The 26,055-nt window shown below is 61.6% G+C and carries 20 protein-coding genes; 6 read left to right on the top strand and 14 right to left on the bottom strand.

Going from position 1 to position 26,055, the window contains the following annotated elements; all coding sequences use genetic code 11:
* Positions 1-479 precede the first annotated feature (479 nt).
* The 7 genes from FVF58_RS20715 to FVF58_RS20685 all read right to left on the bottom strand — a co-directional run bounded on the left by FVF58_RS20715 (position 480) and on the right by FVF58_RS20685 (position 9,477).
* The gene (locus FVF58_RS20715; RefSeq protein WP_149671729.1) at positions 480-2,939 is read right to left on the bottom strand and encodes a putative bifunctional diguanylate cyclase/phosphodiesterase; all 2,460 of its coding nucleotides are present in this window, start codon (positions 2,937-2,939) and stop codon (positions 480-482) included.
* A 456-nt stretch (positions 2,940-3,395) separates the two neighbouring features.
* Positions 3,396-3,887: a hypothetical protein gene (locus FVF58_RS20710; protein ID WP_149671728.1), complete on the bottom strand. Its 492-nt coding sequence runs from the start codon at positions 3,885-3,887 to the stop codon at positions 3,396-3,398.
* Between the two features lie 263 nt (positions 3,888-4,150).
* Positions 4,151-5,578, bottom strand: coding sequence for a purine-cytosine permease family protein (locus FVF58_RS20705; RefSeq protein ID WP_149671727.1), 1,428 nt, complete (start codon positions 5,576-5,578; stop codon positions 4,151-4,153).
* 204 nt (positions 5,579-5,782) lie between these two features.
* Complete coding sequence (gene argE / locus FVF58_RS20700) at positions 5,783-6,946, bottom strand: acetylornithine deacetylase (RefSeq protein ID WP_149671726.1); 1,164 nt, start codon at positions 6,944-6,946, stop codon at positions 5,783-5,785.
* Complete coding sequence (locus FVF58_RS20695; RefSeq protein WP_149671725.1) at positions 6,939-7,616, bottom strand: DUF1028 domain-containing protein; 678 nt, start codon at positions 7,614-7,616, stop codon at positions 6,939-6,941. The genes argE and FVF58_RS20695 overlap by 8 nt, the downstream gene beginning before the upstream one ends.
* A 10-nt stretch (positions 7,617-7,626) precedes the next feature.
* Positions 7,627-8,064, bottom strand: coding sequence for a RidA family protein (locus FVF58_RS20690; protein WP_149671724.1), 438 nt, complete (start codon positions 8,062-8,064; stop codon positions 7,627-7,629).
* Positions 8,065-8,118: 54 nt separating this feature from the next.
* Positions 8,119-9,477 (bottom strand): flavin-containing monooxygenase, encoded by a 1,359-nt coding sequence (locus FVF58_RS20685; RefSeq protein WP_149671723.1) that lies wholly within the window; start codon positions 9,475-9,477, stop codon positions 8,119-8,121.
* Between the two features lie 264 nt (positions 9,478-9,741).
* Here FVF58_RS20685 and FVF58_RS20680 point away from each other — a divergent pair, with 264 nt between their 5' ends.
* The 6 genes from FVF58_RS20680 to FVF58_RS20655 all read left to right on the top strand — a co-directional run bounded on the left by FVF58_RS20680 (position 9,742) and on the right by FVF58_RS20655 (position 16,433).
* Positions 9,742-10,668 carry a LysR family transcriptional regulator gene (locus tag FVF58_RS20680; RefSeq protein WP_149671722.1) on the top strand — a complete coding sequence of 309 codons (927 nt, stop codon included), beginning with the start codon at positions 9,742-9,744 and terminating at the stop codon, positions 10,666-10,668.
* Positions 10,669-10,850: 182 nt separating this feature from the next.
* Positions 10,851-12,014 (top strand): SRPBCC family protein, encoded by a 1,164-nt coding sequence (locus FVF58_RS20675; RefSeq protein WP_149671721.1) that lies wholly within the window; start codon positions 10,851-10,853, stop codon positions 12,012-12,014.
* Between the two features lie 32 nt (positions 12,015-12,046).
* Positions 12,047-13,228, top strand: coding sequence for an ABC transporter ATP-binding protein (locus tag FVF58_RS20670; protein WP_149671720.1), 1,182 nt, complete (start codon positions 12,047-12,049; stop codon positions 13,226-13,228).
* A gap of 1 nt (position 13,229) precedes the next feature.
* Positions 13,230-14,276, top strand: coding sequence for an ABC transporter substrate-binding protein (locus FVF58_RS20665; protein WP_149671719.1), 1,047 nt, complete (start codon positions 13,230-13,232; stop codon positions 14,274-14,276).
* Between the two features lie 37 nt (positions 14,277-14,313).
* Positions 14,314-15,567 carry an ABC transporter permease gene (locus tag FVF58_RS20660; protein ID WP_149671827.1) on the top strand — a complete coding sequence of 418 codons (1,254 nt, stop codon included), beginning with the start codon at positions 14,314-14,316 and terminating at the stop codon, positions 15,565-15,567.
* A gap of 38 nt (positions 15,568-15,605) precedes the next feature.
* Positions 15,606-16,433 carry an ABC transporter permease gene (locus tag FVF58_RS20655; RefSeq protein ID WP_149671718.1) on the top strand — a complete coding sequence of 276 codons (828 nt, stop codon included), beginning with the start codon at positions 15,606-15,608 and terminating at the stop codon, positions 16,431-16,433.
* A 563-nt stretch (positions 16,434-16,996) separates the two neighbouring features.
* On the opposite strand, the gene FVF58_RS20650 is transcribed toward FVF58_RS20655, so the two are convergent.
* The 7 genes from FVF58_RS20650 to FVF58_RS20620 all read right to left on the bottom strand — a co-directional run bounded on the left by FVF58_RS20650 (position 16,997) and on the right by FVF58_RS20620 (position 25,908).
* On the bottom strand, positions 16,997-17,692 hold the full coding sequence (locus FVF58_RS20650) for a response regulator (protein WP_149671717.1): 696 nt from the start codon (positions 17,690-17,692) through the stop codon (positions 16,997-16,999).
* Between the two features lie 34 nt (positions 17,693-17,726).
* Entirely contained in the window at positions 17,727-19,109 is a 1,383-nt protein-coding gene (locus FVF58_RS20645; protein WP_149671716.1) for a sensor histidine kinase, read from the bottom strand.
* Between the two features lie 26 nt (positions 19,110-19,135).
* Entirely contained in the window at positions 19,136-20,176 is a 1,041-nt protein-coding gene (locus tag FVF58_RS20640; protein WP_149671715.1) for an ABC transporter substrate-binding protein, read from the bottom strand.
* Between the two features lie 222 nt (positions 20,177-20,398).
* Positions 20,399-21,283, bottom strand: coding sequence for a type 2 periplasmic-binding domain-containing protein (locus FVF58_RS20635; protein WP_149671714.1), 885 nt, complete (start codon positions 21,281-21,283; stop codon positions 20,399-20,401).
* A gap of 217 nt (positions 21,284-21,500) precedes the next feature.
* Positions 21,501-22,133 carry a response regulator gene (locus FVF58_RS20630; RefSeq protein ID WP_149671713.1) on the bottom strand — a complete coding sequence of 211 codons (633 nt, stop codon included), beginning with the start codon at positions 22,131-22,133 and terminating at the stop codon, positions 21,501-21,503.
* On the bottom strand, positions 22,130-23,755 hold the full coding sequence (locus tag FVF58_RS20625) for a response regulator (protein ID WP_149671712.1): 1,626 nt from the start codon (positions 23,753-23,755) through the stop codon (positions 22,130-22,132). The genes FVF58_RS20630 and FVF58_RS20625 overlap by 4 nt, the downstream gene beginning before the upstream one ends.
* A complete protein-coding gene (locus FVF58_RS20620; protein WP_149671711.1) occupies positions 23,752-25,908 on the bottom strand; it encodes an ATP-binding protein in 2,157 nt (718 codons plus the stop codon). The genes FVF58_RS20625 and FVF58_RS20620 overlap by 4 nt, the downstream gene beginning before the upstream one ends.
* Positions 25,909-26,055 lie beyond the last annotated feature (147 nt).

Raw genomic sequence — 26,055 nt, 5'->3', positions numbered from 1 at the left:
AAACGTACGGCATAACCCGCATATTCCAGTCGCTCGAACTAAAAGGTTGCTCTCGCGAGGCCGCGAATATTTTTGACACGAACCCTTCGCCTTGCTTGCAGCCAGGAGTGGTCATGCCTTCGCTGCGTCAAGATCTGCTCGAAAGTGGGAGCGCATCTTTCGCCCTGCTGGCACAAGGCTGCTGATTGCTTTCACTGCTTCGTTCGCTGGCTGCGGCGGCGGTTGCAGCGGTGGCAGCGGTGGCAGCGGTGGCAGCGGTGGCAGCGGTGGCAGCGGTGGCAGCGGTGGCAACGGTGGCAACGGTGGCGCAAGCAGCATGCCGATGATTTCGCTCACCGGCACGGCTGCAACCGGCAAAGCACTTGCGAACGCGACGACATCGCCGGGTACCAGCACAGGTGGGACCGGTGGCACCGGGGCGGGCGGCAGTGGCAGTCTGTCGGCATGATGTGAAACAACAACACACATCATGCCCGGGGTTACAGGCGCTCCATGACGAAATCCCCTGGCGAATTGCTGCGGTCCAAACCGGGTGCCTGCGAGCAAAACAGAGCCGTGAACTCTTCCGCAGGCAGAGGTCGTGAAAAAAGATAACCCTGTCCAGCCTGGCAGGACCATTCGCGAAGGAGTCTTGCCTGCTCACCGGTTTCAATCCCTTCGGCCGTGACGGTCAAGCCCAGTGACTGCGCTACCGAGATGACGGCTCGAACGATTGCATCGTCCTCCGCACTCGTTCCAATGCCCTGAACGAATGACCGGTCGATCTTCAGGACATCCAGCGGCAGCTTGCGAAGATAACTCAGCGAAGAGTAACCCGTGCCAAAGTCATCGATTGCGATGGTTACTCCAAAATCTTTCAGGCTTTTGAGGGTCTCGATACTCTTCGCCGTATTCCGCATGATCAGGCCTTCCGTGACCTCCAGTTTCAGCAGGGCTGCGCCGATCTGAGCACCGGACAGCGCCGCAGCCACGTCGGCGACGAGGTTGGGATCATCGAACTGCCTTGGAGAGAGATTGACACTGACCTGTAGTGGCGGCTCGGCTGGGAACTCCCGCTGCCAACGGGCGACTTGCTGGCAAGCCTCTTCCAGTACGTATCGCCCGAGCGGAATGATCAGGCCGCTTTCTTCTGCAATCGCAATGAACTCGGACGGCGGCAATAGACCTCTCGTGGGGTGCTGCCACCTCACGAGCGCTTCCATTTCACGGAACCCCTCCCCCTGAAGCTGCATGATGGGCTGGAAATACACGCGTAGTTCGCGCCGCTCGATCGCGGAGCGCAGATCAGTTTCAATCTCCAGCTTTTTAACCGCCTCCGCGTGCATGTTCTCTTCGAAAACCACATAACGGCCCTTTCCGTCATTCTTGGCCCGGTACATCGCAACATCGGCGTCCCGCAACAACGTGTCAGCATCTCCGCGGCCGCCGCCTGCGTGCGCGAATGCCAACCCCACGCTTGCGCTGACGATGTACTGCTTGCCGTCGAGATCGAACGGTTGACTGAAATGCGCAAGGATATTCTCCGCGACCAAGGTCCCTTCACTCGTTGCTTCACTCCCCAGATGTTCGAGCAAGATGACAAATTCATCTCCGCCTAGTCGCGCGACGGTGTCGGCCGGGCGAACGCACGCTTCGAGGCGTTTGGCCGCTGCGATCAGCAGTCGGTCTCCCACGTGATGGCCAAGACTGTCGTTGACCCGTTTGAAGTTGTCCAGGTCGATGAAAACGACTCCGATTACTGCGTTGCGTCGACGCGCGCGAGCTTCGGCCTGGCTGATACGATCGAGCAGCAGTGCGCGGTTTGGCAACGAGGTCAAGGTATCGTAGAACGCCTTTCGGGCCAGTTGCTCCTCGAAGTTCTTTCTCTCGGTTGTGTCGCTCGCTGTTGCCACGATCGCACCGACAGCCGGTTCGTCGAGCAGATTCGTCAACGTCAGCTGAATGTAGCGCCACGCATCGTCCTCGCCCCGCGTGCGAAGCTCGATGGATTTCGTGGATCCACCTGTCGACGACACGGCCTGCAAAAGGCCTTGCAACGTGGGACGATCAGCGGGATGAATGGGATCGAGCAGACTGGTGCCGACAAGCTGACCCATGTTCTTCAACGGGTCCGGCCTTCGCGTTGGCGCTTCGTAAACGACATTTCCGTCGACGTCGGAAACGAGGATTGCATCCGACGTGTTTGCCACGAGCGCCTGCAGCCTCTGCTCGCTCGTGCGCAGCGCGCCTTGGGCGGCCGCATCGATATTCCTGCGAATACGCCGCAGCATCTGGAGAAACAGGAGCGCAAGCCCCACGCCAATTGCCAGAACTACGGGGGTTGATATCAGGACGATCCGTTGCACGGCAACGAGCCGGTTCAGTTGCATCGTCGCATCGTCACGGTGCCGCGCCGCCGCTGCGAAGACTTGCTGTTCGATATCGTCGAAGAGCGGATCAGCCGAATTCTCGTCGATCTCATTGGCTCTCGGTATGTCGTGGGCATCGACGGCCTTGAACATCGGCTTCGCGAAAGCCCGATACTTCGCGTGCTTCTCCAGCAACCCGGTCAGCATTGCACGGCTGCCAGGTTCAAGTGCCATCGCTTTCTTCAGCGAAGCGTCCAGTGCTTCGCCGGCCTCGCCATGCTCGCGCAAAACCTCCGGACGCGGGTCCAGGAAGTACTTGCGTTCGGCCGACTCCTCCCATGCAACACTGTACCGGGCTGCCTCGAAGGCCTTATCCGCCTCATTGGCAGCTTGCGCGGCGAACCCCGCGCTCAGACTTTCATACGCTCCCCAAAAAGCCAGAAGCGGCACGCTCAACAGAACGAGCACGAGTCCCAATACTGCGGTGCGCCGCGCCGGGGGAACATTCAACGACGACTGCTCCAGCGGGTCCGCTGCTGAACCGCCTCGCCACAAGTGACCACGCCTTTCGGTATTTTTCTGTCCTGTCACGGTTGCTCCGATGTGAAACGGCACGTCGACGGCTTGATCCGTTCGAGCGGATCGGACGGAACTTCGTCAGGTGTTTCAGTCGCGTGGCCGACGACGCGCGCGTCCCGAGTCGAAGCCCTGAGCGCGACTTATCGCGTTCATCTCCGAACCGCGGAAATCAGGGACGACGTTGGTCTCGGGCCCTGTTTTGTCGGTCCACCGCATGTTTACGGCACGCTCTGGCAAATCTGGAGAGTGCACGAGGGTGGATGCAGGAATGGGGTGTTGTCGGCCTGGACGAGCAGGTCGCGCAACACATCGCCGTCGCGGGAAGGCCCACGACGATGCCGGAGCGGGTCATGTGCTCCGATGCTGAGTTTTCCGGACCCAGACGAATATCAGCACCCGCAATTCTGGATAATTCTGGGTGATGATCCCGTAGGAGAGTTACGACAGGCGCATCTGGAGAAAGCTGGACTAGTGCCGCCGCATTCCGCCGAAGCCCCCCATGCCCCCCATGCCCCCGCCGCCAGCGAACTGGCTACGATGAAAGCCCGCTCCGATTGGCCCACCGAAATGGCCGTGATCCATCTGATGGAAATGATTGAAGTGGTGAAAGTGATGAAAACGATCCACGAAGATGAAACGCACGCCCGCGCCAACGAAAATCGGCGGCCCCCACCACCACGGAGTGGAATAGGAGTAGGAATAGGGATAGGGATAGGTCGCGACCGGGTACCACAGCACGCTACCATCCGTGCTTTGCACCATCTGCCAGATCCCGTCGCTTTGCAGGCATGCACGTCCGACGATCTGCTGCATCGTGCCATCGATTTCTGCATGCGCGACAACCGCGCGGCAATTCGTGCTGCTGACCGGCGCCGCTAACTCGTCATACATTTGCGCGAATGCCGGTGTGACGAAACTGAGTCCGACGAGCAATGTCCCGCAACGAAGCAGTTTGTCCATGATGTGGGGCCGCATGAATCCCCCGACGTTTTAGACGTCGTGTCATCGGCGTCACCCAGCACATCGGTGTGCTTGCGCAAATTCATGCCACGGGGGCAGCACCAGGAGAGGCTCGCCGCCCGGACACACAGTTGCCTGACGAGTAAACGATGGAGCACGCTGGCTTATTCCTGCGCTGTACTGACAGGAGCGGGACAGTCACCCACCTTTTGCACATGCGCCTGGGATAAACCCTTGCACCCAAGGCGGGAGAGCCCCACCGTTCATGACTGTCTCGCCGGGCCACGTGTGACACTGACACCCGCTTGTCTGCGCCGATAGCCGGTGTCCCGCGACGCCAGCCAGTAATACAGCGGCGACGTCAAAAGCAGCCCGATAACCCACGAAAGATCCGCGCCGTCGAGATACTTCGGCACGGGACCCGCATACATTGGCGTGTTCATGAACGGAATCTGCACGACGATACCGATCCCATAGGCAATCAACGCCTGCGGATTGAAGCGGCCGTAGATGCCGCCGTCCACCTGGAAGATCGATTGGATGTCGTATTTCCCCTTGTGGATCACATAGAAGTCGATCAGGTTGATCGCGGTCCACGGCACAAGCACGACCAGCAGCGCCAGCACGAGATCGACCAGATTGCCGACGAAATTCGTCGAAGCGCCGATCGCTCCGTAGCAGGATGCGAGGAGAATCGCAATCGACAGCACAGCGCGCGCCTTCGCCGTGGGAATCCACCGATAGGCGAATGTCTGCAGCGACGTGATGGCCGAGAGCACCGCGCCGTAAAGATTCAGCGCGTTATGGCTGATCACGCTCAGCAGGAAGAGGACGAGCATCGGCAGCCCGAGGGGTCCGGTGGCCTGCTTGACGGCGTCCATCGCGTCGGCGCCGGGCGGCACCGCGAGCACGGCTACCGCGCCGAAGACGAACGCGAGAGTCGACCCGATCGTGCAACCGAGGTAGGTCGCCCAGAACGTCGATGCGATGCTGACGTTCTCCGGCAGATAGCGTGAATAGTCGGAAACGTACGGGGCGAAAGCAATCTGCCAGAGCGCCGACAGTGAAACGGTCGCGAGCCAGCCGGCGAAGTTGAATCCGCCGCGCGTCAGGAAATCGTCAGTGGCGATATGCGTGAAAATATAGCCGAAGCCGATGAAGATGCCGATTCCGAGCACCCACGTTCCGATGCGGTTCAGAATATGTATGAGCCGGTAACCAATGACCCCGATGAGCCCTGACCCCACCGCGCCGATTACGATGCCGACAGGTACCGGTACACCATTTTCGATGCCATGAAGAGACTTCCCGGCAAGCACGATATTGGACGCGAAAAAGCCCACGTACATGACGCCAGCGATCACGGTGACGAGCAGCGCGCCCCATGAACCGAACTGCGCGCGGCTCTGAATCATCTGCGGGATACCCATCTGCGGGCCCTGCGCCGAATGCAACGCCATCAGCACGCCGCCCACAGCCTGACCGACGACGATCGCGACGATGCCCCACAGCAAGTTCAGGTGGAAGATCTGCACGCCGAGCGCGCCCGTGACGATCGGCAATGGAGCAATGTTGCCGCCGAACCATAGCGTGAACAGATCGCGCACCTTGCCATGGCGATCCTCGGGCGGCACATAACCGATGGTGTGTTTTTCGATCAACGCCGGGGCGTTGCGTTCCGAAGTATTCAAGTTCGTCTCCTAGGTCGGACGGAGTTGGCGCTTCAGCGCCGCGCTCCGGTTCCATGCGTGGTCAGGCGTGTCCGGTCGACTGAATCGCCGTGCCCGGCATTCGAAAGTAGTTGAGCTGAGCGGTCTTGCGGATCGTCTTGCTTTGGCGCACGACAGTGGCCTCGCTAGACGCGCCGCCACTGGAGCGCCCTCGATCCACACGTCTCAGGAAGCGGCGGACAGGTAGTCCGCCAGGCGAGCCAGCATCACATCGCAATTGCGCAATTGCTCGACGGTGACGAATTCGTCCGGCTTATGCCCCTGGTCCATGCTGCCGGGTCCACAGACCACCGTTGGAATACCCGCCTGATCGAACAGGCCGCCCTCAGTGCCGAACGCGACCGTGCCGAAGTCCATCGAGCCGGTGAGCAGCGCCAGAAGACGCGCCGCTTCGCTGTCAGGCGATGTCGCCAATCCCGGATACGCAGAGAGCGGCTGAAGGCGGATGTCGGTGTCGGACTTCACTGCGCGCATCTTCGGCAGCAACTCAGCCTCGGCGTAGGTCTGCAACTGGTCGGCTACCTGGTTTGCGTCGAAGCCGGGCAGCGCGCGCACTTCGAAGTCGAATTCGCATTCGGCCGGCACGATGTTGAGCGCACGGCCGCCTTTGATCATGCCTGTCTGCACGGTCGAGAATGGCGGATCGAATCGCTCGTCGTGATGCTCGGGCTGCGCCAACTGCTCGCCGATCTCTTCCAGACGGCCGATCATCCGCGCCGCGTATTGAATGGCGTTGACTCCATTTGGCGCATAGGCCGAATGGCAAGCCGCGCCTTTCACCTGACAGCGCATCGCCAGCTTGCCCTTGTGGCCCAGCACCGGCTTAAGCTCGGTCGGCTCGCCGATCAGGCACAGGGCCGGCTTGTGCGCACGCCGCTCCAGTTCGGCCAGCATCGGCCGCACGCCGAGGCATCCGACTTCCTCGTCGTACGAAAAAGCGAGGTGCACCGGCAGCTTCAACTCGCGCTCAAGAAAGCCGGGCACCGCCGCCAGCACCGAAGCGATGAAACCCTTCATGTCGGCCGTGCCGCGGCCATACAGCCGCCCGTCGCGCTCGGTGAGACGGAATGCATCGACGGTCCACGCCTGGCCCTCGACGGGCACCACGTCGGTGTGGCCGGACAACACGATGCCGCCGCGCTCACCCGGACCGATGGTTGCGAACAGATTCGCCTTGGTACGCTCGGCGTTGTAGAACAGCTCGCTCCCGACACCGAGTTCATCCAGGTAGAGCCGAATGAATTCGATCATCTCCAGATTGGAGTCCCGGCTGACCGTGGCAAAGCCGATCAGCCGTTCAAGCAGCGCACGGCTGGATCGGTCATTCATTGCCGGGCACTCCGTAGCTGGGCGCGGCGGTCGGATTCAACGCCCGGGTCAAGTAGTCCTGCATCTGCGGCCGATACGCCTGCCATAGACCGTCCAGCTGGCCGATGGGGTCGTCATCCGCCCAATCGACCCGCAAATCGACGATCGGCCAGCTCAGGTCGCCCACGATCTTGAGCGCCGCCGAATGCACGGGCCCCGCTTCGCCGCCCGCAGCCATCGCCGCATGCATGGCCGCGAGCAGGCGATCGGCAAGCGTGCCCGATGCCTGCTCGAACGCCGGAAGCATGGCCTCGATCACTTCGACGCCGGCGAGCATGTTGCCTGCGGCTACGCACTGCTTGCCGGCGGCAGCGTGATACGTGCCCAGCGCTTGCTTGCCGCTGAAGAACGCGGTGCGACCCTGGCCATCGATCACCGTCACCTGGCGGTACTCGCTCCACTCGCTCGAGCCGAGCACACGATCCAATGCTGCGGCGGGATCGAGTTGCCCGTTCTCCAGAAGATCGAGAACCTGCGGGCCGAGCGCGGGCAGCGTCACGTTCTGCGTCGCCACCGCGCCCACGCCTGCGCGCACCCATGGGCATCGCGCGCCCACCGCGATGCTGGACGAACTGATCGCGATTCCAAGCTGCCCGGAGACCGGACAACGTCCAACGATGGAGAATGTCATGTCCCGTTCCTTAGGCCTTCGGTGGCGTCCATCCATCCGGAATGACCGCGATAACATCGATCTCCATCAACCACTGCGGCTGACCCAACGCGACCACCACCAGGCCCGTCGAAATAGGAAACACCCCCTTCAACCACTTGCCGACTTCCTGATAGACCGGCTCGCGGTAGCGGATGTCGGTCAGGAACGTCGTCGTCTTGACGACGTGAGACAGGTCGCTGCCCGCCTCTGCCAGCAACTGCTTGACGTTCTTCATCGCCTGCTCGGCCTGGGCGCGCGGATCGCCGAGGCCGACCAGGCGGCCTTCGAAATCCGTGCCCACCTGACCGCGCACATAGACCGTGTTGCCGGCCCGCACGGCCTGACAAAGATCGTTGTCGAGCGTCTGGTTTGGATACGTATCCTTCGTATTGAACATGCGGATACGGGTATGCGTAGGTTGGCTCATCAATGCACCTTAATGCTAGGAAGAAATGGATCGCGGATTAAAGAGGCGTACGCATCAATTCACGCCCATCTCGCTGACTTTGTGGACGCGTGAACCGGCGGATGTGACTTCGACGCTTTCAACGCACTCCTCACGGCGGCTCTGTGACTGGCGTTGCGAGTCATCGTAATAGGCCAGGTATTTACGCTGCGTGACGATGTGATCGGCGATGTGCTTCGCGTCGTGCCACACGCCCCAGATGAATGCGGAGCCGCGGCGCGATAGCCAGGGCAGACCGAGGAAATAGATGCCCGGCTCCTTCGATACGCCGCGCTGATGTTTCGGCTTGCCATTTTCATCGAAGGCGTTGACCTTCAACCAGCTGAAATCGACTGCATACCCGGTCGCCCAGACAATCGACGTCACGCCGGCCTTCGCCAGATCGAGATCGAGCAACGGGTGGGTCACGCATTCCGGATCCGCGGGAATGACGCGGGCTTCAGGCTCTTCGGGAAGAACGAGACCGTTGCGCTCGGCATACGCGTCAGCCGCGTTCAGCAGCGACAGATAGTTTTCGTCGCCGCGTGCGATGTTCTCCGCGAGATCTGCTTCGAAGGCCACCACGCCGTCATTGAACGATTTCGTGAGACCAACGAGCGTGATGCCCTGATTCGCCAGACGCCGGAAATCCACCGTATGGCCGCCGCGCGAACCGCTCACCGCAATGGTGACGTGCTCCCTGCCTGGCTTCATGACCTCTGCATCCCATTCGCCGAGCACGCCGAGCCACCAGCAGAAGTCGCGACCGCGATAGGCGCGTGGCGGGCGATCGTGGGCTCCGACCGATAGGTAGACACGCTTGCCCGCACGTTGCAACTCGTCCGCGATTTGCACGCCCGACGAGCCCGCACCCACCACCAACACGCCCCCTTTGGGCAATTGATCGGGATTGCGATAGTCGGCGGAATGAAGCTGCGTAAGACTCGAATCTCGCGGCGCGATGGGCGGAATGACGGGGCGCTGGAAAGGCCCGGTCGCGACCACCACGCGATTGGCCTCGATCACGCCCTCCGATGTTTCGATGGTGAAGCCCTGCCGTCCCGGATTGCGCACGACCTTCTTCACTTCCACGCCGGTGCGGATCGGCGCTTCAAACTTCTTTGCATAGGCGACGAAATAGTCCGCGATCTGTTCCTTCGGAGCGAATGCGTCGGGGTCGAAGTCTGAGAACTCGAGATTGGGGAAACGATCGTGCCACGCGGGGCCATTGGCGACCAGGGAATCCCAGCGTCCCGTGCGCCAGCGCTCGGCGATACGAGCGCGTTCCAGCACGAGATGCGGCACGCCAAGCTTGCTCAAATGTTCGCTCATCGCGACGCCGGCCTGACCCGCGCCGACCACGAGCGTGTCGATTGACGTTGTTTCCACTGTCATGGCTGTGTCCTTCTGAAATGGTGGAATGTTTCGATTCGATCGCGGCGTCGCGGTCTTGGAGCGCTCGCGATCGTTGCGGACCCGGTCGTGTTTTCCGACAGCACGTTGCCACCCGGTCCGTTTCCGCTTTCGAGAAAATCTACGCGTCCGTCTAGAATTTGAAAAATATATTTAAAAAATGCATGGCATCGGATTTACCTATGCAAGCTTTTTTGACTGCTTCACAATGCCGCCATTGAAGACCCTGAACGCGGAGCGCCGTCGATGGAGACTCACCCGTTGCGCTACTCGTTGCGCCAGTTGCGTTATTTCGTGGTCACCGCGGAAGCACTGTCCTTCACCGCCGCCGCGAAGCGTCTGCACATCTCGCAGCCGTCGATCTCCACGGCACTCGCGGACCTCGAAGTGTCGTTCGGCGTGCAACTCTTCATACGGCATCACGCGAGCGGTCTTTCGCTCACGCAAGCCGGTCGCGATCTGCTCGGGCAAGCGCGCAATCTGCTGAAAATCGCGGAGGAATTGCAGACGACCGCGAAGGAAATGGACGGCGGCATGACGGGCGCCATCGCGCTCGGCTGCCTCGTCTCGCTTGCGCCGCCGCTGATGCCGGGGCTGATCAGCCGATTCACGGGCGAGCACGCGGGCATCTCGTTTCGCACGGTCGAAGCGCATCAGGATGGCCTCTTGCGCGGCTTGAACGACGGCTCGCTCGACATTGCCCTCACCTACAGTCTCGATCTGACGGAGGACATCTCGTTCACGCCGCTGCTCTCACTGCCGCCTTATGCGATCCTGCCGAGGACGCATCGTCTGGCACGTGCACGCAAGGTATCGCTCGCAGACCTCTTGCCCGAGCCGTATGTGATGCTCGACCTGCCGCACAGCCGCGAGTACTTCGCCGCACTCTTCGATGCGGTGGGCAGCCGTCCCGTGCCCGCGTTCCGTTCGTCGCAGCCGGAGGTCGTGCGCGGCATGGTGGCCAACGGTCTCGGCTACAGCCTCCTGAACTTTCCGCTCAAATCGAATCGCACCGTGGATGGCGAAGAGTTCGTCATTAAGCGTTTCAAAGACAACGTCAACGCAACGATGCTCGGCATCGCGCAATCGCGCACGATGAAGCCGCGCCAGGTCGTGCAGCGGTTCGCGTCGTTCTGCGAGAACTATATTCGGCGGCTGCATCTCGACGCATGATCAGGAAAGCGCGATCGTCCGTTTTATGCCTGCGCCTTGTGCATAGGTAAAAGCTTTGCTTTGTATCTGAAAACAATATTTTGGCTTGCAATTTGGCTTGATAGATTGGTGTTCATGTTGGGCGCTACGCCGCAAAGCCTCGCGTTGCCGCGCTCTCACCGTGACGAATCAAGGGGGACACCATGGCCAACCCGGCAAGGACGATCGCAGTGCAAGCACTTGTCGACGAACTGCAGACGGGTTGCGAACGGCCATTCGGCGATGCGCATTCGATGCCGCCCGGTGTCTACACGTCGCCCGAATTCCTCGCGCTCGAAGAGCGCGCTATCTTCGAGCGTGAATGGCAATGCGTCGGCCGGGCCAGTGCGCTCAAAGCGCCCGGCGATTACTTGACGGCGCGCATTGGAGCGCAACCCGTCATCGTGTTGCGCGACAACCAGGTGCAGCTCAAGGCGATGTCGAACGTGTGCCTGCATCGCATGTCGGTGCTGCTCGAAGGACGCGGCAACGTGCGTCGCATCGTCTGCCCTTATCACGCCTGGAATTATTCGCTGGACGGCGCGCTGCAAGGCGCGCCGCTCATGGATCGGCAAGGGGGTTTCTGCAAGGAAAGCTACCAGCTGCCGGCCGTGCGCTGCGAAGAATGGCAAGGCTGGATCTACGTGACACTCGACGAAAACGCGCCGCCCGTTCACTCGCAACTCGCCAAGCTGAGCGAGCTCATCGGCGCATACGGCATGTCGGACTACATCGAAACCTTTCATGAAGAGCACGTGTGGAACACGAACTGGAAGATCCTCGCGGAAAACTTCATGGAAAGCTATCACCTGCCCATGCTGCATCGCGCGACGGTAGGACCGCATTCGCGGCTCGATGAAATGGAATGTCCGCCGGGCTATCCAGCCTTCAACTATCACTGGATCACCAAGGAAGCGTCCTTGCCCATCGGCAACGCGCATCCGGACAATACGCGCCTCACGGGACATTGGCGCAAGACCACGGCGCTGCTCGCGATCTACCCGACGCATCTCGTCACGCTCACGCCGGGTTACTTCTGGTATCTCGTGCTGCAGCCTCAAGGCGTAGAGCGCGTGCATATCCGCTTCGGCGGCGGCCTTGCGCCGGAGTTCATCGCCGATACCGAAGCCAACGCGCACATGGCGACCTTGAAGAAGCTGCTCGACGAAGTCAACGCGGAAGACAAACGCGGCGTGGAAGCCGTCTTTCGCGGCGTGCACGCGCCGCTCGCGAAGCCCGGTCACTTGAGCCATCTCGAACGCCCAAACTATGACTTCGCGCGCTACCTCGCTAGCAAAATCCTCGCGACGCAGCTCGCCACGCATTGATTACGACGCACCATCGACAGGACGCGATCACGATGTCAAACCCTTCCTTCATTTCGTTTTCGGGCGTGAGCAAATCGTACGACGGCGCCCAATACGTGGTCGATGACTTGAACCTCGACGTGCGCAAGGGAGAATTCCTGTCGCTGCTGGGCCCGTCCGGTTCGGGCAAGACGACGACGCTGATGATGCTGGCGGGATTCGAATCGCCCACGCACGGCGAGATTCGCCTCGACGGCCGTCGGCTCGACGACAAGCCGCCGCATCAGCGCGACATCGGCATGGTGTTTCAGAACTACGCGCTCTTTCCGCATCTGACGATTGCGGAGAACGTCGCGTTTCCACTCTCCGTGCGGCGCGTGAGCCGCGCCGAGCAGAAGACGCGCGTGAAGCGCGCGCTCGAAATGATCGAACTGCCGCATCTGGCGAACCGGCGTCCCGCGCAGCTCTCCGGCGGACAGCAGCAGCGCGTGGCGCTCGCGCGCGCGCTCGTGTTCGAGCCGAGCGTCGTGCTGATGGACGAGCCGCTCGGTGCGCTCGACAAACGCCTGCGCGAAACCATGCAATACGAAATCATGCGCCTGCATCGCGAGCTGTCGCTCACGATCGTCTATGTGACGCACGATCAGGCCGAAGCGCTGACGATGTCGGACCGCGTCGCCGTCTTCTCCGATGGCCGTATTCAGCAAGCCGCCACGCCCAGCGAACTTTACGAGAATGCGCAGAATGCTTTCGTCGCAAACTTCGTCGGCGAGAACAACGGGCTGACCGGGCGCGTTGTCAATGCGGGCGAGGACTGGGCGACGCTCGCGCTCTCGGACGGCAGCGTCATTCGCGGCCGTTGCGAACCCGGCCTGCGCACGGGCGACGAAGCGATGCTCGCGCTGCGCCCCGAACGCGCACATATCCCCAGCGCCGAAGGCTCGCACGCCGACGAACACAGCAACGTGGTGCGCGCACGCGTCGAGGAACTGGTGTATTGCGGCGATCATCATCGCGTGCACGTCGCGCTCGGTTCGCGCGATTCCTTCGTGGTGAAAGTGCCCAATACGCAGCGCCATGCGCTGCCTTCGCCCGGCAGCGCGATCGAGATCGCGTGGCGCCACGACGACTGCAAGATTCTCGCGATGAGCGCGCCACGCAGCGCGCCCGTGATCCCTGCATCCCCACCGCTCTCCCCTTCCATCATCACGACCGCACCCGCAGGAGCCAATTGACATGCGCACCTTCATCAAAGCACAAAGCGCCGCACTCGCCGTACTCGCATTCACCGCCGTGACCGCCCAGGCAGCGGAGACGCTCTCCGTCGTGACCTTCGGCGGCGCGTACGAGGCGGCTGCCAGGAAGGCCTATTTCGAACCGTTCACGCAGGCCACCGGCATCGGCTTCTCGACCGAATCGTATGACGGCGGCCTCGCGAAGCTCTCCGCGATGGAGCAGGCGAAGAACACCACGTGGGACTTGATCGACCTCGAAACGAACGATGCGATCACCGCCTGCGACGAAGGCCTGCTCCAGAAGTTCGACAAGAAGACGCTCGGCAAAACGAGCGACTTCATCCCCGGCTCGATCGGCGATTGCGCCGTTGCGAGCATGGTCTGGTCCACGGTTTACGCCTACGATGCGAGCAAGCTCAAGACCGCGCCGACAACCGTCAACGACTTTTTCGATCTGCAGAAATTCCCCGGCAAGCGTGGTCTGCGCAAGTCGCCGAAGGTGTCGATGGAATGGGCGCTAATCGCCGACGGCGTCGATCCGAAGGATGTCTACAAGGTGCTGGGCACACCCGCGGGCGTGGATCGCGCGTTCAGGAAGCTCGACACGATCAAGAAGAACATCGTGTGGTGGGAGTCGGGCGCGCAGGCGCCGCAGCTGCTCGCGGACGGCGCGGTCGTGATGACGCAGGCCTACAACGGCCGCATCGACGACGCCGCGAAGAAGGACAACAAGCCCTTCAAAGCCGTCTGGGACGCGCAGGTCTACGACTTCGACTGGTGGGGCGTTCCGACGGGCGCGAAGCACGCCGACGCCGCCGCGAAATTCATCGTCTCCGCTTCGCAGCCGAAGGCGTATGCGGATTTGTCGAAGTACATCGCCTATGCACCGCCGCGCAAGGACGCAATCGCGCTCGTCGACAAGCAACGCCTCGTCGATCTGCCGACCGCACCCGAGAACTTCAAGCGCGCCTTGCAAATCAACGCGAACTTCTGGGCCGACAACGCGGACCAGATCAACAAGCGCTTCCAGGTATGGCTGACGCAGTAACACCATCGTCCGACGAGAGCCCAACTTGACTATGAACATGCCCGCTTCGGCCCGAGTCACGGCCCCGGGCTCTCCGACGAGAGCCGACGGCCGCGCGTCGTTTCAAAAGGCGCGCCGCCGCGCATCGGTGCAGGCGCTCATGCTCGCGCTACCACTGATCGTGTTTCTGCTTTCAACGTTCATCGCGCCGATCGCGCTGCTGCTCGCGCGCAGCGTGGAGAATCATGAAGTGCCCGACAGCATGCCAGGGCTCACGCGTGCGCTCGATGCATGGGACGGGCACGGCGTGCCGGACGAGCGCACGTTCGCCCTGCTCGCTGCGGGGCTCAAACAGGCGCAGCAAAGCGGACAGCTCGGCACAGTCGCGCGGCGGCTGAACTTCGATCAGGCCGAGTTCCGTAGTCTGTTGATGCGCACCGCGCGCCAGCTGCCCGCCGATGCGCCGCCCGCGTGGAAACCGGCGCTCGTCGAACTCGACGAACGCTGGAATTCGCCCGAGATCTGGCGCTTGCTGAAGCGCGCCGCCACGTCGCCGACGCCGGACTATCTGCTAGCGGCCGTCGATGCGCAAGTGACACCGCAAGGCGCGCTCGCGTTCATGCCGGACAACGCTTCGGTCTATCGGCAGGCGTTCGTGCGCACGATCTCGATCAGCGCCACGGTCACGCTGCTGTGCCTTGTGCTCGGCTATCCGGTCGCATGGCTGCTCGCGAACTTGCCCGCGAAGAGCAGCAACCGCCTGATGCTCCTTGTGATCGTACCGTTCTGGACCTCTGTGCTCGTGCGCACAACCGCGTGGTACGTTTTGCTGCAACCGGGCGGCGTCATCAACAGCCTGCTGATGGGACTCGGTCTCGTCACACATCCACTGCCGCTCATCTTCAATCGCGTGGGCGTGCTCATCGGCATGACACATGTGCTCTTGCCCTACATGATTCTCGCCATCTACTCGGTGATGAAGAGCGTATCGCCCGTGTACGTGCGGGCCGCGCAATCGCTTGGGGCGCACCCGTTCACCGCGTTCGTGCGGGTCTACATGCCGCAGACGCTGCCGGGCGTGGGGGCGGGCTGCTTCCTCGTGTTCGTGCTCGCGCTCGGCTACTACATCACGCCCGCGCTGCTCGGCGGCGCAGGCGACGAGATGATCAGCCAGCTCATCGCAATACAGACCAACACGCAACTCAACTGGGGCCTCGCCGGTGCACTCTCGGCATATCTCGTGATCTTCACGGCGATCTTCTATTTCCTGTTCAACCGCATCGTCGGCATCGACCGCTTGCGCTTCGGTTGAGACTCGGTTGAAACACGCGAACACGACGAAGGAATGACATGCCAGATCAACGCAACAAGGTGCTGACGGAACGCGTCGCCGCGCGCTGGGTGCGGCTGCATACGGCGCTTGTGCTGTTCTTCCTGATTGCGCCGATCCTCGCGATCATCCCGCTCTCGTTCAATTCGGGCTCGTACTTCTCCTACCCGTTGCAGGGCTTTTCGCTGCGCTGGTATGAGCAGGCGCTCACGAGCCCGGACTGGCAACGATCGCTTCTGAACAGCATCGGCATCGGCGCGGCATCGACGCTGATCGCCACGTGTCTCGGCACGCTGGCCGCGCTCGGCATTTCGCGCGCGCAGTTTCCGCTGCGCTCGCTGATCATGCCGATCATCATCTCGCCGATGATCGTGCCGATCGTCGTCGTCGCCGCGGGCTTCTATCTGATCTTCGCGCCGCTCGGCCTCGTGAACTCGTATCCCGGTGTGGTCCTGGCGCATGCCGCGCTCGGCACGCCATTCGTCGTGATCACCGTGACTGCGTCACTGCTTTCTTTCGATCAGAGTCTGTTGCGCGCCGCTTCCGGGCTCGGCGCGACGCCTTGGGTCACATTCAGGCGCGTGACCTTGCCGCTCATCACGCCGGCGGTCGCGACCGGCAGCGTCTTCGCTTTTGCGACCTCGTTCGACGAAGTAATCGTCATTCTGTTCATCGGCGGCCCGGATCAAACAACCGTGCCGCGGCAGATGTGGAGCGGCATTCGCGACTCGATCGACCCGTCGATCCTCGCCGTGGCAACGATGCTGATTGTGTTCGCAGTGCTGCTGTTCGCGAGCATCAACTGGCTGCGCGGCCGCACGGCCGCCGCCAGCAAAGCACTCGTCTGATGCATCGAGGCCACCTGGCGTCGAGCTTAGGTAGGTTTCAATATCTGGGCGAATCGAATTCATCTCCAATCGACACCGCAGATCTGCAACGAACATCTGATTCGCAGCAGCCTGAACTATGCGCACTGGATCGTGCAACACGCGACCGATAAACTGAAATGCATCAATTCGCCATTTTGTACGAAGAAAACTTCACCAGACTAATCTTTTAATTTACGATGACCCCGCTGTCTGAAAACGCACTTGCAACATGGCCCGGCGTTGCAGGAATGGCCATGCATCACGTACACGTTGGAGGCGGGGGCGCAACTCGCGTTTTGTTCGGGTGGGCTGCCCGCGCATATCCGGGAGCCAATGCCGCGTGGGTCCAATCCGTAACCCTTTATATTGGTTCATGACTTGTTGCTTGCAACGCCTGATATCCACTTGAGTAGCAGAACCAAGGATAGCCAGACCAACCCGTCACGCCTCTTTCGCGGATTCGCGGTAGACGTCGGTGAAAACACTCAACACAATGATATTGACAATGCAGAGCCAGTCGATCCGATTACCTGTCCGTCTCGTCACGTGGCGGCAAACGCATCGCTCGACTCTTCTTCACGCAGGATGTAGCCAAGACCTCGCAAGGTCATGATCTTCGCACTCGATTCCGCGAGATGTTTGCGCAGACGATGGATATAAATATCGATCGCGTCGGCACTGGCTTCGTCGTCGAGCGTAAAGACTTTATCCATCAACGTAGACTTCGAAACCGTCTTGCCCAGCTTCAGCATCAACGTTTCAAGAATGGCGTGTTCGCGGCGGCGCAACCGCATCGGTTCATCTCGCAGCACGAATTCACGCGAGTCGAACATGTAGCGCAAATTGCCGCATTCGATCAACTGGCCCTTGTCGCCGGCCGCCTGCCGGCGGATCAACGCCTTGATGCGCGCAACCAGTTCGCGTGCGTCGAACGGTTTGACGACGTAGTCATCGGCGCCGGCCGAGAAGCAGGCAACCTTGTCGTCAGTCGAACCGTTCGCGGTGAGCATGAGAACCGGCACGTTATCGCGTTTGCGGCGCAGACGCGCGAGCACGTCCTTGCCGCTGATACCGGGCAAGCGCAGATCGAGCAACACGGCGTCATAGCACTGCGCGCCGAGTAGTGTTTCGGCCTGTTCGCCGTTCTGCGCCCAATCGATCACGAATTGCTCGACCTGCATCAGATTCATTACCCAGCGCGCGAGATCGGCGTCATCCTCAACCAGCAGCAATTTCATCGTTTTCTCCCGTTCCGTCGCATCCAGACGCGCATCACGCCGCGCCAGCCCATAAGCGCATCTCGACGGTGGCAACCAGGCCGACACCGTCCTCATTCGATTCGAGCGTGACGGTGCCGCCTTGCCGGTGGGCAATCTCCCGTACGATCGGCAACCCGAGTCCCGTTCCCTCAGCGTGGTTCGATGCACGATAGAAACGCTCGAACACGCGTGCCCGTGCTTCGGCTTTGATGCCGGGCCCATTGTCGATGACGCGCACGATCGCCCTGTCATGGCTGCGTAGCGTTTGCACCGTGACGCGACCGCCCGCTTGCGTATAGCGCAGCGCATTGTCGACGAGATTGGTGACGAGTGCGGCAGTCAGTGCTTCGTCGCCAGTGACATGCAAGCCGTCTTCCAGTTCCGCGCCCAGATCGATCTCGTGCGACTGAGCGAAAGCAATCAGTTCCTCCAACACGCCCGCAATCAACGCGCTCAGATCGACACGCTCACGCGCGCTGGACGGCGTGGCCGATTCGGCCTGTGCAAGCAACAGGAGTTTGTTGGTCAACGTGGTGAGCTTGCGGCTGCTTTTATGCATACCGGCCAACGCGTCGGCGAGCGATGGGTCGCGATTGTCGCGCTGCCGCGCGTACTGAATTTGCGCGGCGAGCAGCGCCAGTGGCGTGCGCAATTGATGCGCCGCATCGGAGATGAATTGTCGCTGGGTCGCCGCTTGCTGGCCCATGCGTGCGATGCACTGATTGATGGCCTCGACGATAGGCCTCAGTTCGACGTGCAGGCGAGCGACGCGAATCGGTTCGAGTTGCGATGGGTTGCGATTGGCGACGTCATCTTTCACCTTCATCAGAGGCAGCAATTCGAAGGTCAGACCGAGGTAGACAAAAACCATCGCGAGCAACAGTGTCAGTACTTCGCCGAACAGCTGTGGACGCAACAGGTGCCACACCATAGCATCCCGTGAGCCTTCGGTCTTCGCGACCGCCACGACGACTTTTTCGGTGCGCCCGGAATCGTACAGCTGGCGCACGTAGGCGACCGCGCGCACCACGCGGCCATCGTCGAGGCGTGTGGAATAGAGCGTCGGGCTGTCCCCCGCGCGCGGCGGAAGCGGCAATTCGAGAGTCCCTGCCAGCAGGCGGTGGCCGCTCGCCTCGACACGATAGAAGACACTGTCCTGCTCGGGCGACTCGAAGAGTTCAAGCGCGGCCGGCGGAATCTGGATCGAGACCGAGCCGTTATCCCAATCGATATCCTCGCCAATGATACGCATCGACGAAAGCAATGCGTTGTCCTGCACCAGGTCGGCCGTGGTCTGCGCAAAGCGGTATGAGATCACGCCGGAAATAGAAACGAACGCGGCCAGAGGCAGCAAAAGCCACCACAGCAAACGTCCGCGCAAACTGCCTGCAAACACGATGTGTCGCCCCCTTCAAGACAGCGTTATGGCTTCACGTCGTCGACGAACCGATTGGTAAAGGTGCGCGACAAATCGATATGACGACCCTTGACCGACGGGCTGAAACCGGACAGCACCTTGAGCACCGTTGGCGGCCCGTCGGCCGGCATCTTGCCGTCGGCGGTGTACATCGGCAGCGAGGCGTTCAACGCGCTCACGTAGAGCGCCTTGTCGTTACCGGCATAGTCTTTCGGCATCCGCGCGGCGATCTCTTCGGCGCTGTGCGTATGCAGGTATTGCAGCGTCCTCACAAAAGCCCGCGCGAGTCCGGCTGCTTCCTTGGGATTCGCCTCGAGCCACGCGGTTTGCATGTACAGGCTCGATGCCGGATAGGTGCCGCCGAGCGCGGCGCGCGTGCCTTCGACGTTGCGCATGTCCACGAGCACCCTGGCGTCGCCATTTTTCAGCAACTGCGACACGGTCGGCTCAGTCGTCATGCCAACGTCGATGCGACCTTGCCGGATTGCGGCAATGAAGCTACTGTCCGCGCCGACCGGCAGCACGGTGTACTGCGAAGCAGGCACGCCATTCAGATACGCCAGATACTGCGTCAGGAAGTGAGTCGAGGAACCGAGCCCCGTGACGCCGAGCGTTTTACCCTTCACGTCGGCCATGCTTTTGATTGAGCCGGCCGCTCTGCTCGCCACCAGTGCGACTTCCCCCGGCACCTGGCCGAACACAACGATGGTCTTCACCTCCTCGCCCTTGGCCTGCAGATAGATCGTGTGATCGTAGAAGCCCACCACACCTTGCACGGCACCCGTGAGCAGTTCGGTCTCTGCATCGACACCCGCCGGTTGCGACAGCAGTTCGACATCTAGCCCCTCAGCCTTGAAGTAGCCTAGCTGTTCGGTCAAACGTACCGGCAGATAAATGAGCTTGGTGATGCCGCCTACCATGATCACGATCTTTTCTGGCGCGCCCGCCTGTGCGAACGCGGCCGGCTTTAGCAGTAGACAGAATGTAAGCGACGCCGCGGCGGCGGCACGAGCGAGGCGCGAGAGCCGCGCCAAACGACGATTCATTGGTGGGTGTCTCCGTTATATGCCCTGTCGGCAATGGGCGCGTGATAGACCGGCCACCGGAAATTCTATGGACGCAAATCCTTCTCGACGCTTTCGCAGATGCGCATTCTATCTTGATTGCGGGTTTATCCCGAGTACGTCCGACGCGGCAGCGTCAGGCCGTCCCGTGCCGCCGCGCTCTCGCTGTATGGGGATGCGTACTTTCGAGCCGGGAACGGGTGCTCACACGCCCGCCAGACGCACCCAGTACATCTCAGGAATGGCCCGGTCTTCATCGGATAGAAACGGATTGTCGATCCAGAGTACCTTTCTGCTGCTCAGGTTCGCGCGCTTCAACCCGTTCTGGATATACGGATGCGAGTTGAACAGTTTCAGATACGATCCATCGCGCCACGCCGCTGTGAAGCCGCGTGCGATCGTCGCCGCCAGCTCCTCCTGGCTCGGCGACACGTAGAACAGAAAATCAGAGCGATAGGCCAGCAGCAAATGATTCTCGACAGCGAGGCCAGACTCCGTGCCTTGGCGCGAGTCCAGTTCCGGATAAACCTCGATCACGCCGCGCGGGAAATAGTCGACCCGTCTGCCTTCGACCATCCTGAAGATCGTTTCGTAGCTGGAAGTCGTCTGCACCGAAAGGCCTGCGTGGCGCATGATGTCGGCATCGACCCAGCCGAGTCCCTGTACGCCCGTCATCGACCGGAGATCCTCCAGCGTATCGATTCCGTCGAAATCACGCTGACGATCCTCTCTGATCAGAAACAACCGAAATCCGATCAGCCCCCGATGAATGGGTATGTGGACGACATTCAGTCCGCGCTCGGCCTGTGCCTCCATGCTCGTCCAGTGCAGGTTGATCGTGGTTCCCGACGCGAGTTCGGCGAGCGCCCTGCCGCGTTCCATGACGAGATCGAGCTCGTGTGCGGTATAGGACGCGTTGGCCGCCTTCATGGCGAGATCCAGCGTGGCCAGCGCGAACGCCGCGTGCACGTCCCGGCCCGGGCGGATCTGTGGATAGATGATTTCGAAATGCCCGGCCGGTGCAGCCCGCGCGGCGAGCGCCGCGCTCGCGGCGGCTGCGGCCGCGAAGATAAAGCGCCTTCGATGCATAAATACGAATGACTAAAGCGGGTCGTGCGGATGGCTCGTGAGAAACCGAGGCTAATGAGATCGTGGCACCGGCCGTACCGGGACAACAGTCGGACAAACCCGCTGACGGAAAGCTAACTTATCACTTACTTCACGCTTTCATTTCACGTGTCGTCCACGAAGCCTAAGACTTTCCTGAACGACAACTGATGCATTGCATCATCGGCATGTCCGCTTGCTACTCTGCGATCAGTCCATGCCGGATCGCATAACGGATAACCTCGGCGTTGTTCGAGAGGCCCAGCTTCTGCATTAGCCGCATCTTGTGCGTGCTGATCGTTTTTGCGCTGAGCGCACAGGTGTCAGCGATCTCGTTGATGCTCTTTCCCGCAGCCAGCATCTGCAGCACCTGAAACTCGCGGTCGGACAACACTTCATGCGGCGGCACGTCGCCGCGATGCGTTTCGAACACCATTGCATCGACGAGCTTCGGGTCGATGAAGCGCCCGCCGTCCGCGAGCTTGCGAATCGCCGCTAGCAGCACGTCCGGGTCACTGTCCTTCGTCAGATAGCCCGTCGCGCCGGCGCGCAGCGCGCGCGAGGCCACCTGCGCCTCATCGTGGATGCTCAGCACCAGAACGGGCAACGCCGGCTGCTCGGCGCGCACTCGCCGGATCAGATCGACTCCGCTGATACCGGGCATGGTCATGTCGAGCAACAGCAGATCGACGGCGCAGGTGCGTAGTTTGTCGACGACTTCCGAGCCTTGCGCCGCTTCCGCCGCGACGACGATATCGCTGGTTGTCGCGATGATCTGCTTGAGTCCGCCGCGGACAATCGCGTGATCGTCGGCAATGAGTATCCGGATCATGTTCGAGTGCCGCGATCGAGTGGAATATGAATCGAAACCGTGGTGCCTCTGCCGGGCGTGCTGTCGATCGACAGTGAGCCGCCGATCAGTCGCGCCCGCTCGTTCATGCCGAGCAGCCCGTACGAATAATCGCGGCGCGCCGCCTGCTGGTTGAAACCGCGGCCATTGTCGCGCACATGCAGTTCGAGCTTTGCAGCCGTCGAGGCCAGCATGACGTCTACGCGCGTTGCGTCGGAGTGCCGGGCCACGTTCGTCAGCGACGCCTGCACGATGCGAAAAACGGCTGTCGCATGCGCGTCGGACAGCATGGGTTCGCCGCCGGCAATGCGCAATTCGCACCCAATGCGGTTGCGCCGGTTGAAATCCTGGACCAGCCACTCCAGCGCCGACACGATTCCGAAGTTCAGCGCAGCGGGACGCAGATGGTTCGCGACGTTGCGCACCATCCAGATCGTGCCTTCGACCAGTTCGCGCATGTCGTCGGCTTTCTTCATCGCTTCTTGATCGTGCGCGAGGCGCATTCTGAGCAATGAAACGTCCATCTTGAGTGCCGTCAGCAACTGACCCAGTTCGTCGTGAATCTCCATCGCGATGCGTTTTCTTTCGTCTTCACGAATCGCCTCCATGTACGCGGAAAGCTCCCGCTGCTGCTCGCGTGATTCGACCAGTTCCTGTTCCATCCGCTTGCGTCCTGTGATGTCGTTCAGACCGACATAGACCGCCGGGGACTCGTCGTAGGTCGCGACGCGCGCGGTTGCAATTGCCCAGAACTGGGTTCCGTCAGGACGCCTGAATTGAACCTCCGCATTTCTCAGGCTACCTTCCGTTCGCAGATGATCGACCAGATTTTCGCGCTCCAAGGGGTCGACATAAAAATCCGCGATGTTGGCTGTCATGCCTTCCCCCATGCCGAAGAGTGCGCGCAACGGTTCGTTCGTATAAAGGATGTGCCCGTCCGGCATGGATGTGATGCATAGCGGCACAGGGCTCGTCTCGACGATCGCGCGACAGCGCGCCTCGCTCGCCTGCAAACGCGCGTCCGCGCGCCTGCGCTCGTCGATCTGGCCCTGCAGTTTCGCATTGGCGCGCGCCAGTTCTTCCGTGCGCAACACAACCCGCCGTTCGAGATCGTCGCGCGCCTGCGACAGCGCGGCTTCCGTCTCCTTGCGTACGGCTACTTCGGCGAGCAGATGCCGGTTTTGCGCGACGAGCCGCTTGTGCATCGCCCGCAACTCGAGATGTACGCCGACCCGCGCCAGCATTTCGTCGACGCGCAACGGCTTGGTGACGTAGTCGACGCCGCCCGCCGAAAACCCTTCGACCCTGTCCTCGTCTCCCGTCAGCGAGGTCATGAAAATGACAGCGATGTCGCGTGTGCGTTCCTCCCGTTTCAACCGGCGACACGTCTCGAATCCGTCGATGCCGGGCATCTTCACGTCAAGCAGGATCAGGTCGGGTTGCGAGAACGACGCGCGTTCGAGCGCCTCGACTCCGTCGAGCGCAACCAGCACGCGTATGCCGCGTGCTTCGAGACTGTCGACCACTACCCCCAGATTGGCGGGCGTATCGTCGACGATCAGGATCGTGCCCGTCTGCGCGACGGTAGCAGCGAGCTCGCTCATGATGTCGTGTTCCCTTCGAAATACCGCTCCACCAGATGCAAGATCGCCTTCGACTGGTAGGCCCGTGCCAGTTGACGCAATCGCGCCGCAAACGCCGCATGCGGCGGATCACTCGCCGCGATTCGCTCCGCCCATTGCACGATGCCCCGCATGTTGCCGTCGCGCGCAAGCTGACGCAGTTCACTCATCGCGTCGGCGGGCATCCCGCTGGGGAACGTCTCGGGCGCGTCGAGCGGTGCTTCCGGCTGCGCCGCAGCGTAAATCCACGTCAGCCCGAGCAATGTCGTCATGTGCGCGAGCAATACATCGAAGTCGACCGGCTTCGTGATGAACGCGTTGGCACCGGCATCGAGACTCATCGCGCCGTCCACGCCGAACGGCGTCGCCGATATCGCAATGATCGGCACGTCCGCGAACTCCGGCACGGCGCGCAGACGCCGCGTCACTTCGAGACCGTCGATACCGGGCATCACGATATCTGTCAGGATCAGATCGGGATGTTCAGCCAGCGCCGTCGCGATGCCGTCGCTGCCGTTCGCGGACTCGGCGGCGGCGAAACCGATGCGCGTCAGCAATTCGACGACGACCGCCCGATTGACCTGCACGTCGTCGATCATGAGCACCTTGCGGCGCGGCCCCTCGTAGCCGGTGACAATCGACGCAGGCCCCGCGGATTTGCCTGCATCCTGCTCGACGACTGCGGACGGCAACTCGAACCAGAAGACGCTACCCTGACCGGCCTCGCTCTCGACGTGTATCTCAGCGCCCATCGCGCGCACGAACTGCCTGCTGATCGCAAGGCCCAGCCCTGTGCCTCCCGAGCGGCGCTCCGAGCCGCTTGCCTGCTCGAACGGCATAAAGATTGTCTCTTGATGCTCTGCACGAATGCCGATGCCCGTATCGCGCACTTCAAAGCGGACCGCGCCGTTTTCGCTGCGTCCGATAGAAAGGCGCACGCTGCCGCGGTCGGTGAACTTGACGGCGTTCGATAGCAGATTGAGCAACACCTGGCGCAAGCGGCGTTCGTCGGCACGCACACCGGACGGCGTGCCGGCGGCAACCGTGCAGGCGAAGTTCAGCTGCCGCTGCTCCGCCTTCACACCGATGATCTCCCGGATCGTATCCACGAGTCCCGCGAGCGGCACGTCGCCAATCTCGATGCGCAGCTTGCCCGCTTCGACTTTCGCGAAATCCAGCGTCTCATCGATCAAGGTCAACAGATGTTCGCCGCTTTGCTGGATCACGCCGACGCCGTCGCGCTGACGGATGGTCAAGGTGCCGTCGCGGCGCAAGATCTGCGCGTAGCCGAGAATCCCATTGAGCGGCGTGCGCAGTTCGTGGCTCAGATTGGCGAGGAACTCGCCCTTCGCGCGATTGGCCGCTTCCGCCGCGCGCCGCGCTTCCCGCTCGACAGCGGCTTCACGTTCGTCGAGATACGCGCGATGCAGCCGCATGCCCATTGCGTTGAGCGCCGATACCACCCGGTCGAGTTCGTCAGGTTCCTTCGACGGCGAGCGTTGCAGCACGAACGGCCGTGGCGGCTCATGAAAGTCGTAGTCACTGACACTGCATGCGATTGCCGCGAGATGCCGCGTAACGAGCCGGGAAAGAATATAGAACGTGAAAAGCGCAACGAGAAACGTATTCGCAGCCTGGCTCACGAGTATCACGAGCGCGGTGCGCGTCAGGTCGTGATAGAGATTGGAGAGCGTCGCCTCGACATAGAGCGTGCCGATCCGCTCGACCTTCTCCTTCACGCGGTACAGGATCGGAAATTCGCGCGCCACCGTCATGCTAGGCATGCGCACGCCCGCGGTCACGACCATCGACGAGCCGACCGCCGGAAATTCGCGGACTTCGGCGGCGCTGATATCCGCGAGACGCAGCATCCCTTCCAGCTCCAGCTTCAATTGCGGCTGATCGAGGCGCCATAGCGCTTCACCCAGGCTGTCGCGGTAGCTGCGGTCGATATCGACGAGACGGTTCTGGATCTGCTCGATGCCGTGCTGGTAGTCGCGATACAGCTGGAGCGCCGTCAGAATCAGGGTAATCGCGCAGCTGAAGGCCAGCACTGTCGCGAGCAGTCGCAGCACCACGCTACGCCGCACCTCACGCAGCCCGCTCCACCCTGCATCCAACCTGTCCAGAGCCATATCTCCCCGCGAGCGCCGCCGTTCTCATCGCCATATTCTGCACTCGATGCCAAAGCCCGGTCTACCGCGCCCGCGCCGGGGCATCAAAGGTCCGATGAAAGTCGGCGCGCGTCCGCTTTGCTGCCCGGCGCCCTATCTGCTTTCAAG

Source organism: Paraburkholderia panacisoli, from assembly GCF_008369935.1.
Classification (GTDB): domain Bacteria; phylum Pseudomonadota; class Gammaproteobacteria; order Burkholderiales; family Burkholderiaceae; genus Paraburkholderia; species Paraburkholderia panacisoli.
Note: the sequence above shows the minus strand (reverse complement) of the source record. Positions and strands in the feature narration are given on the sequence as shown.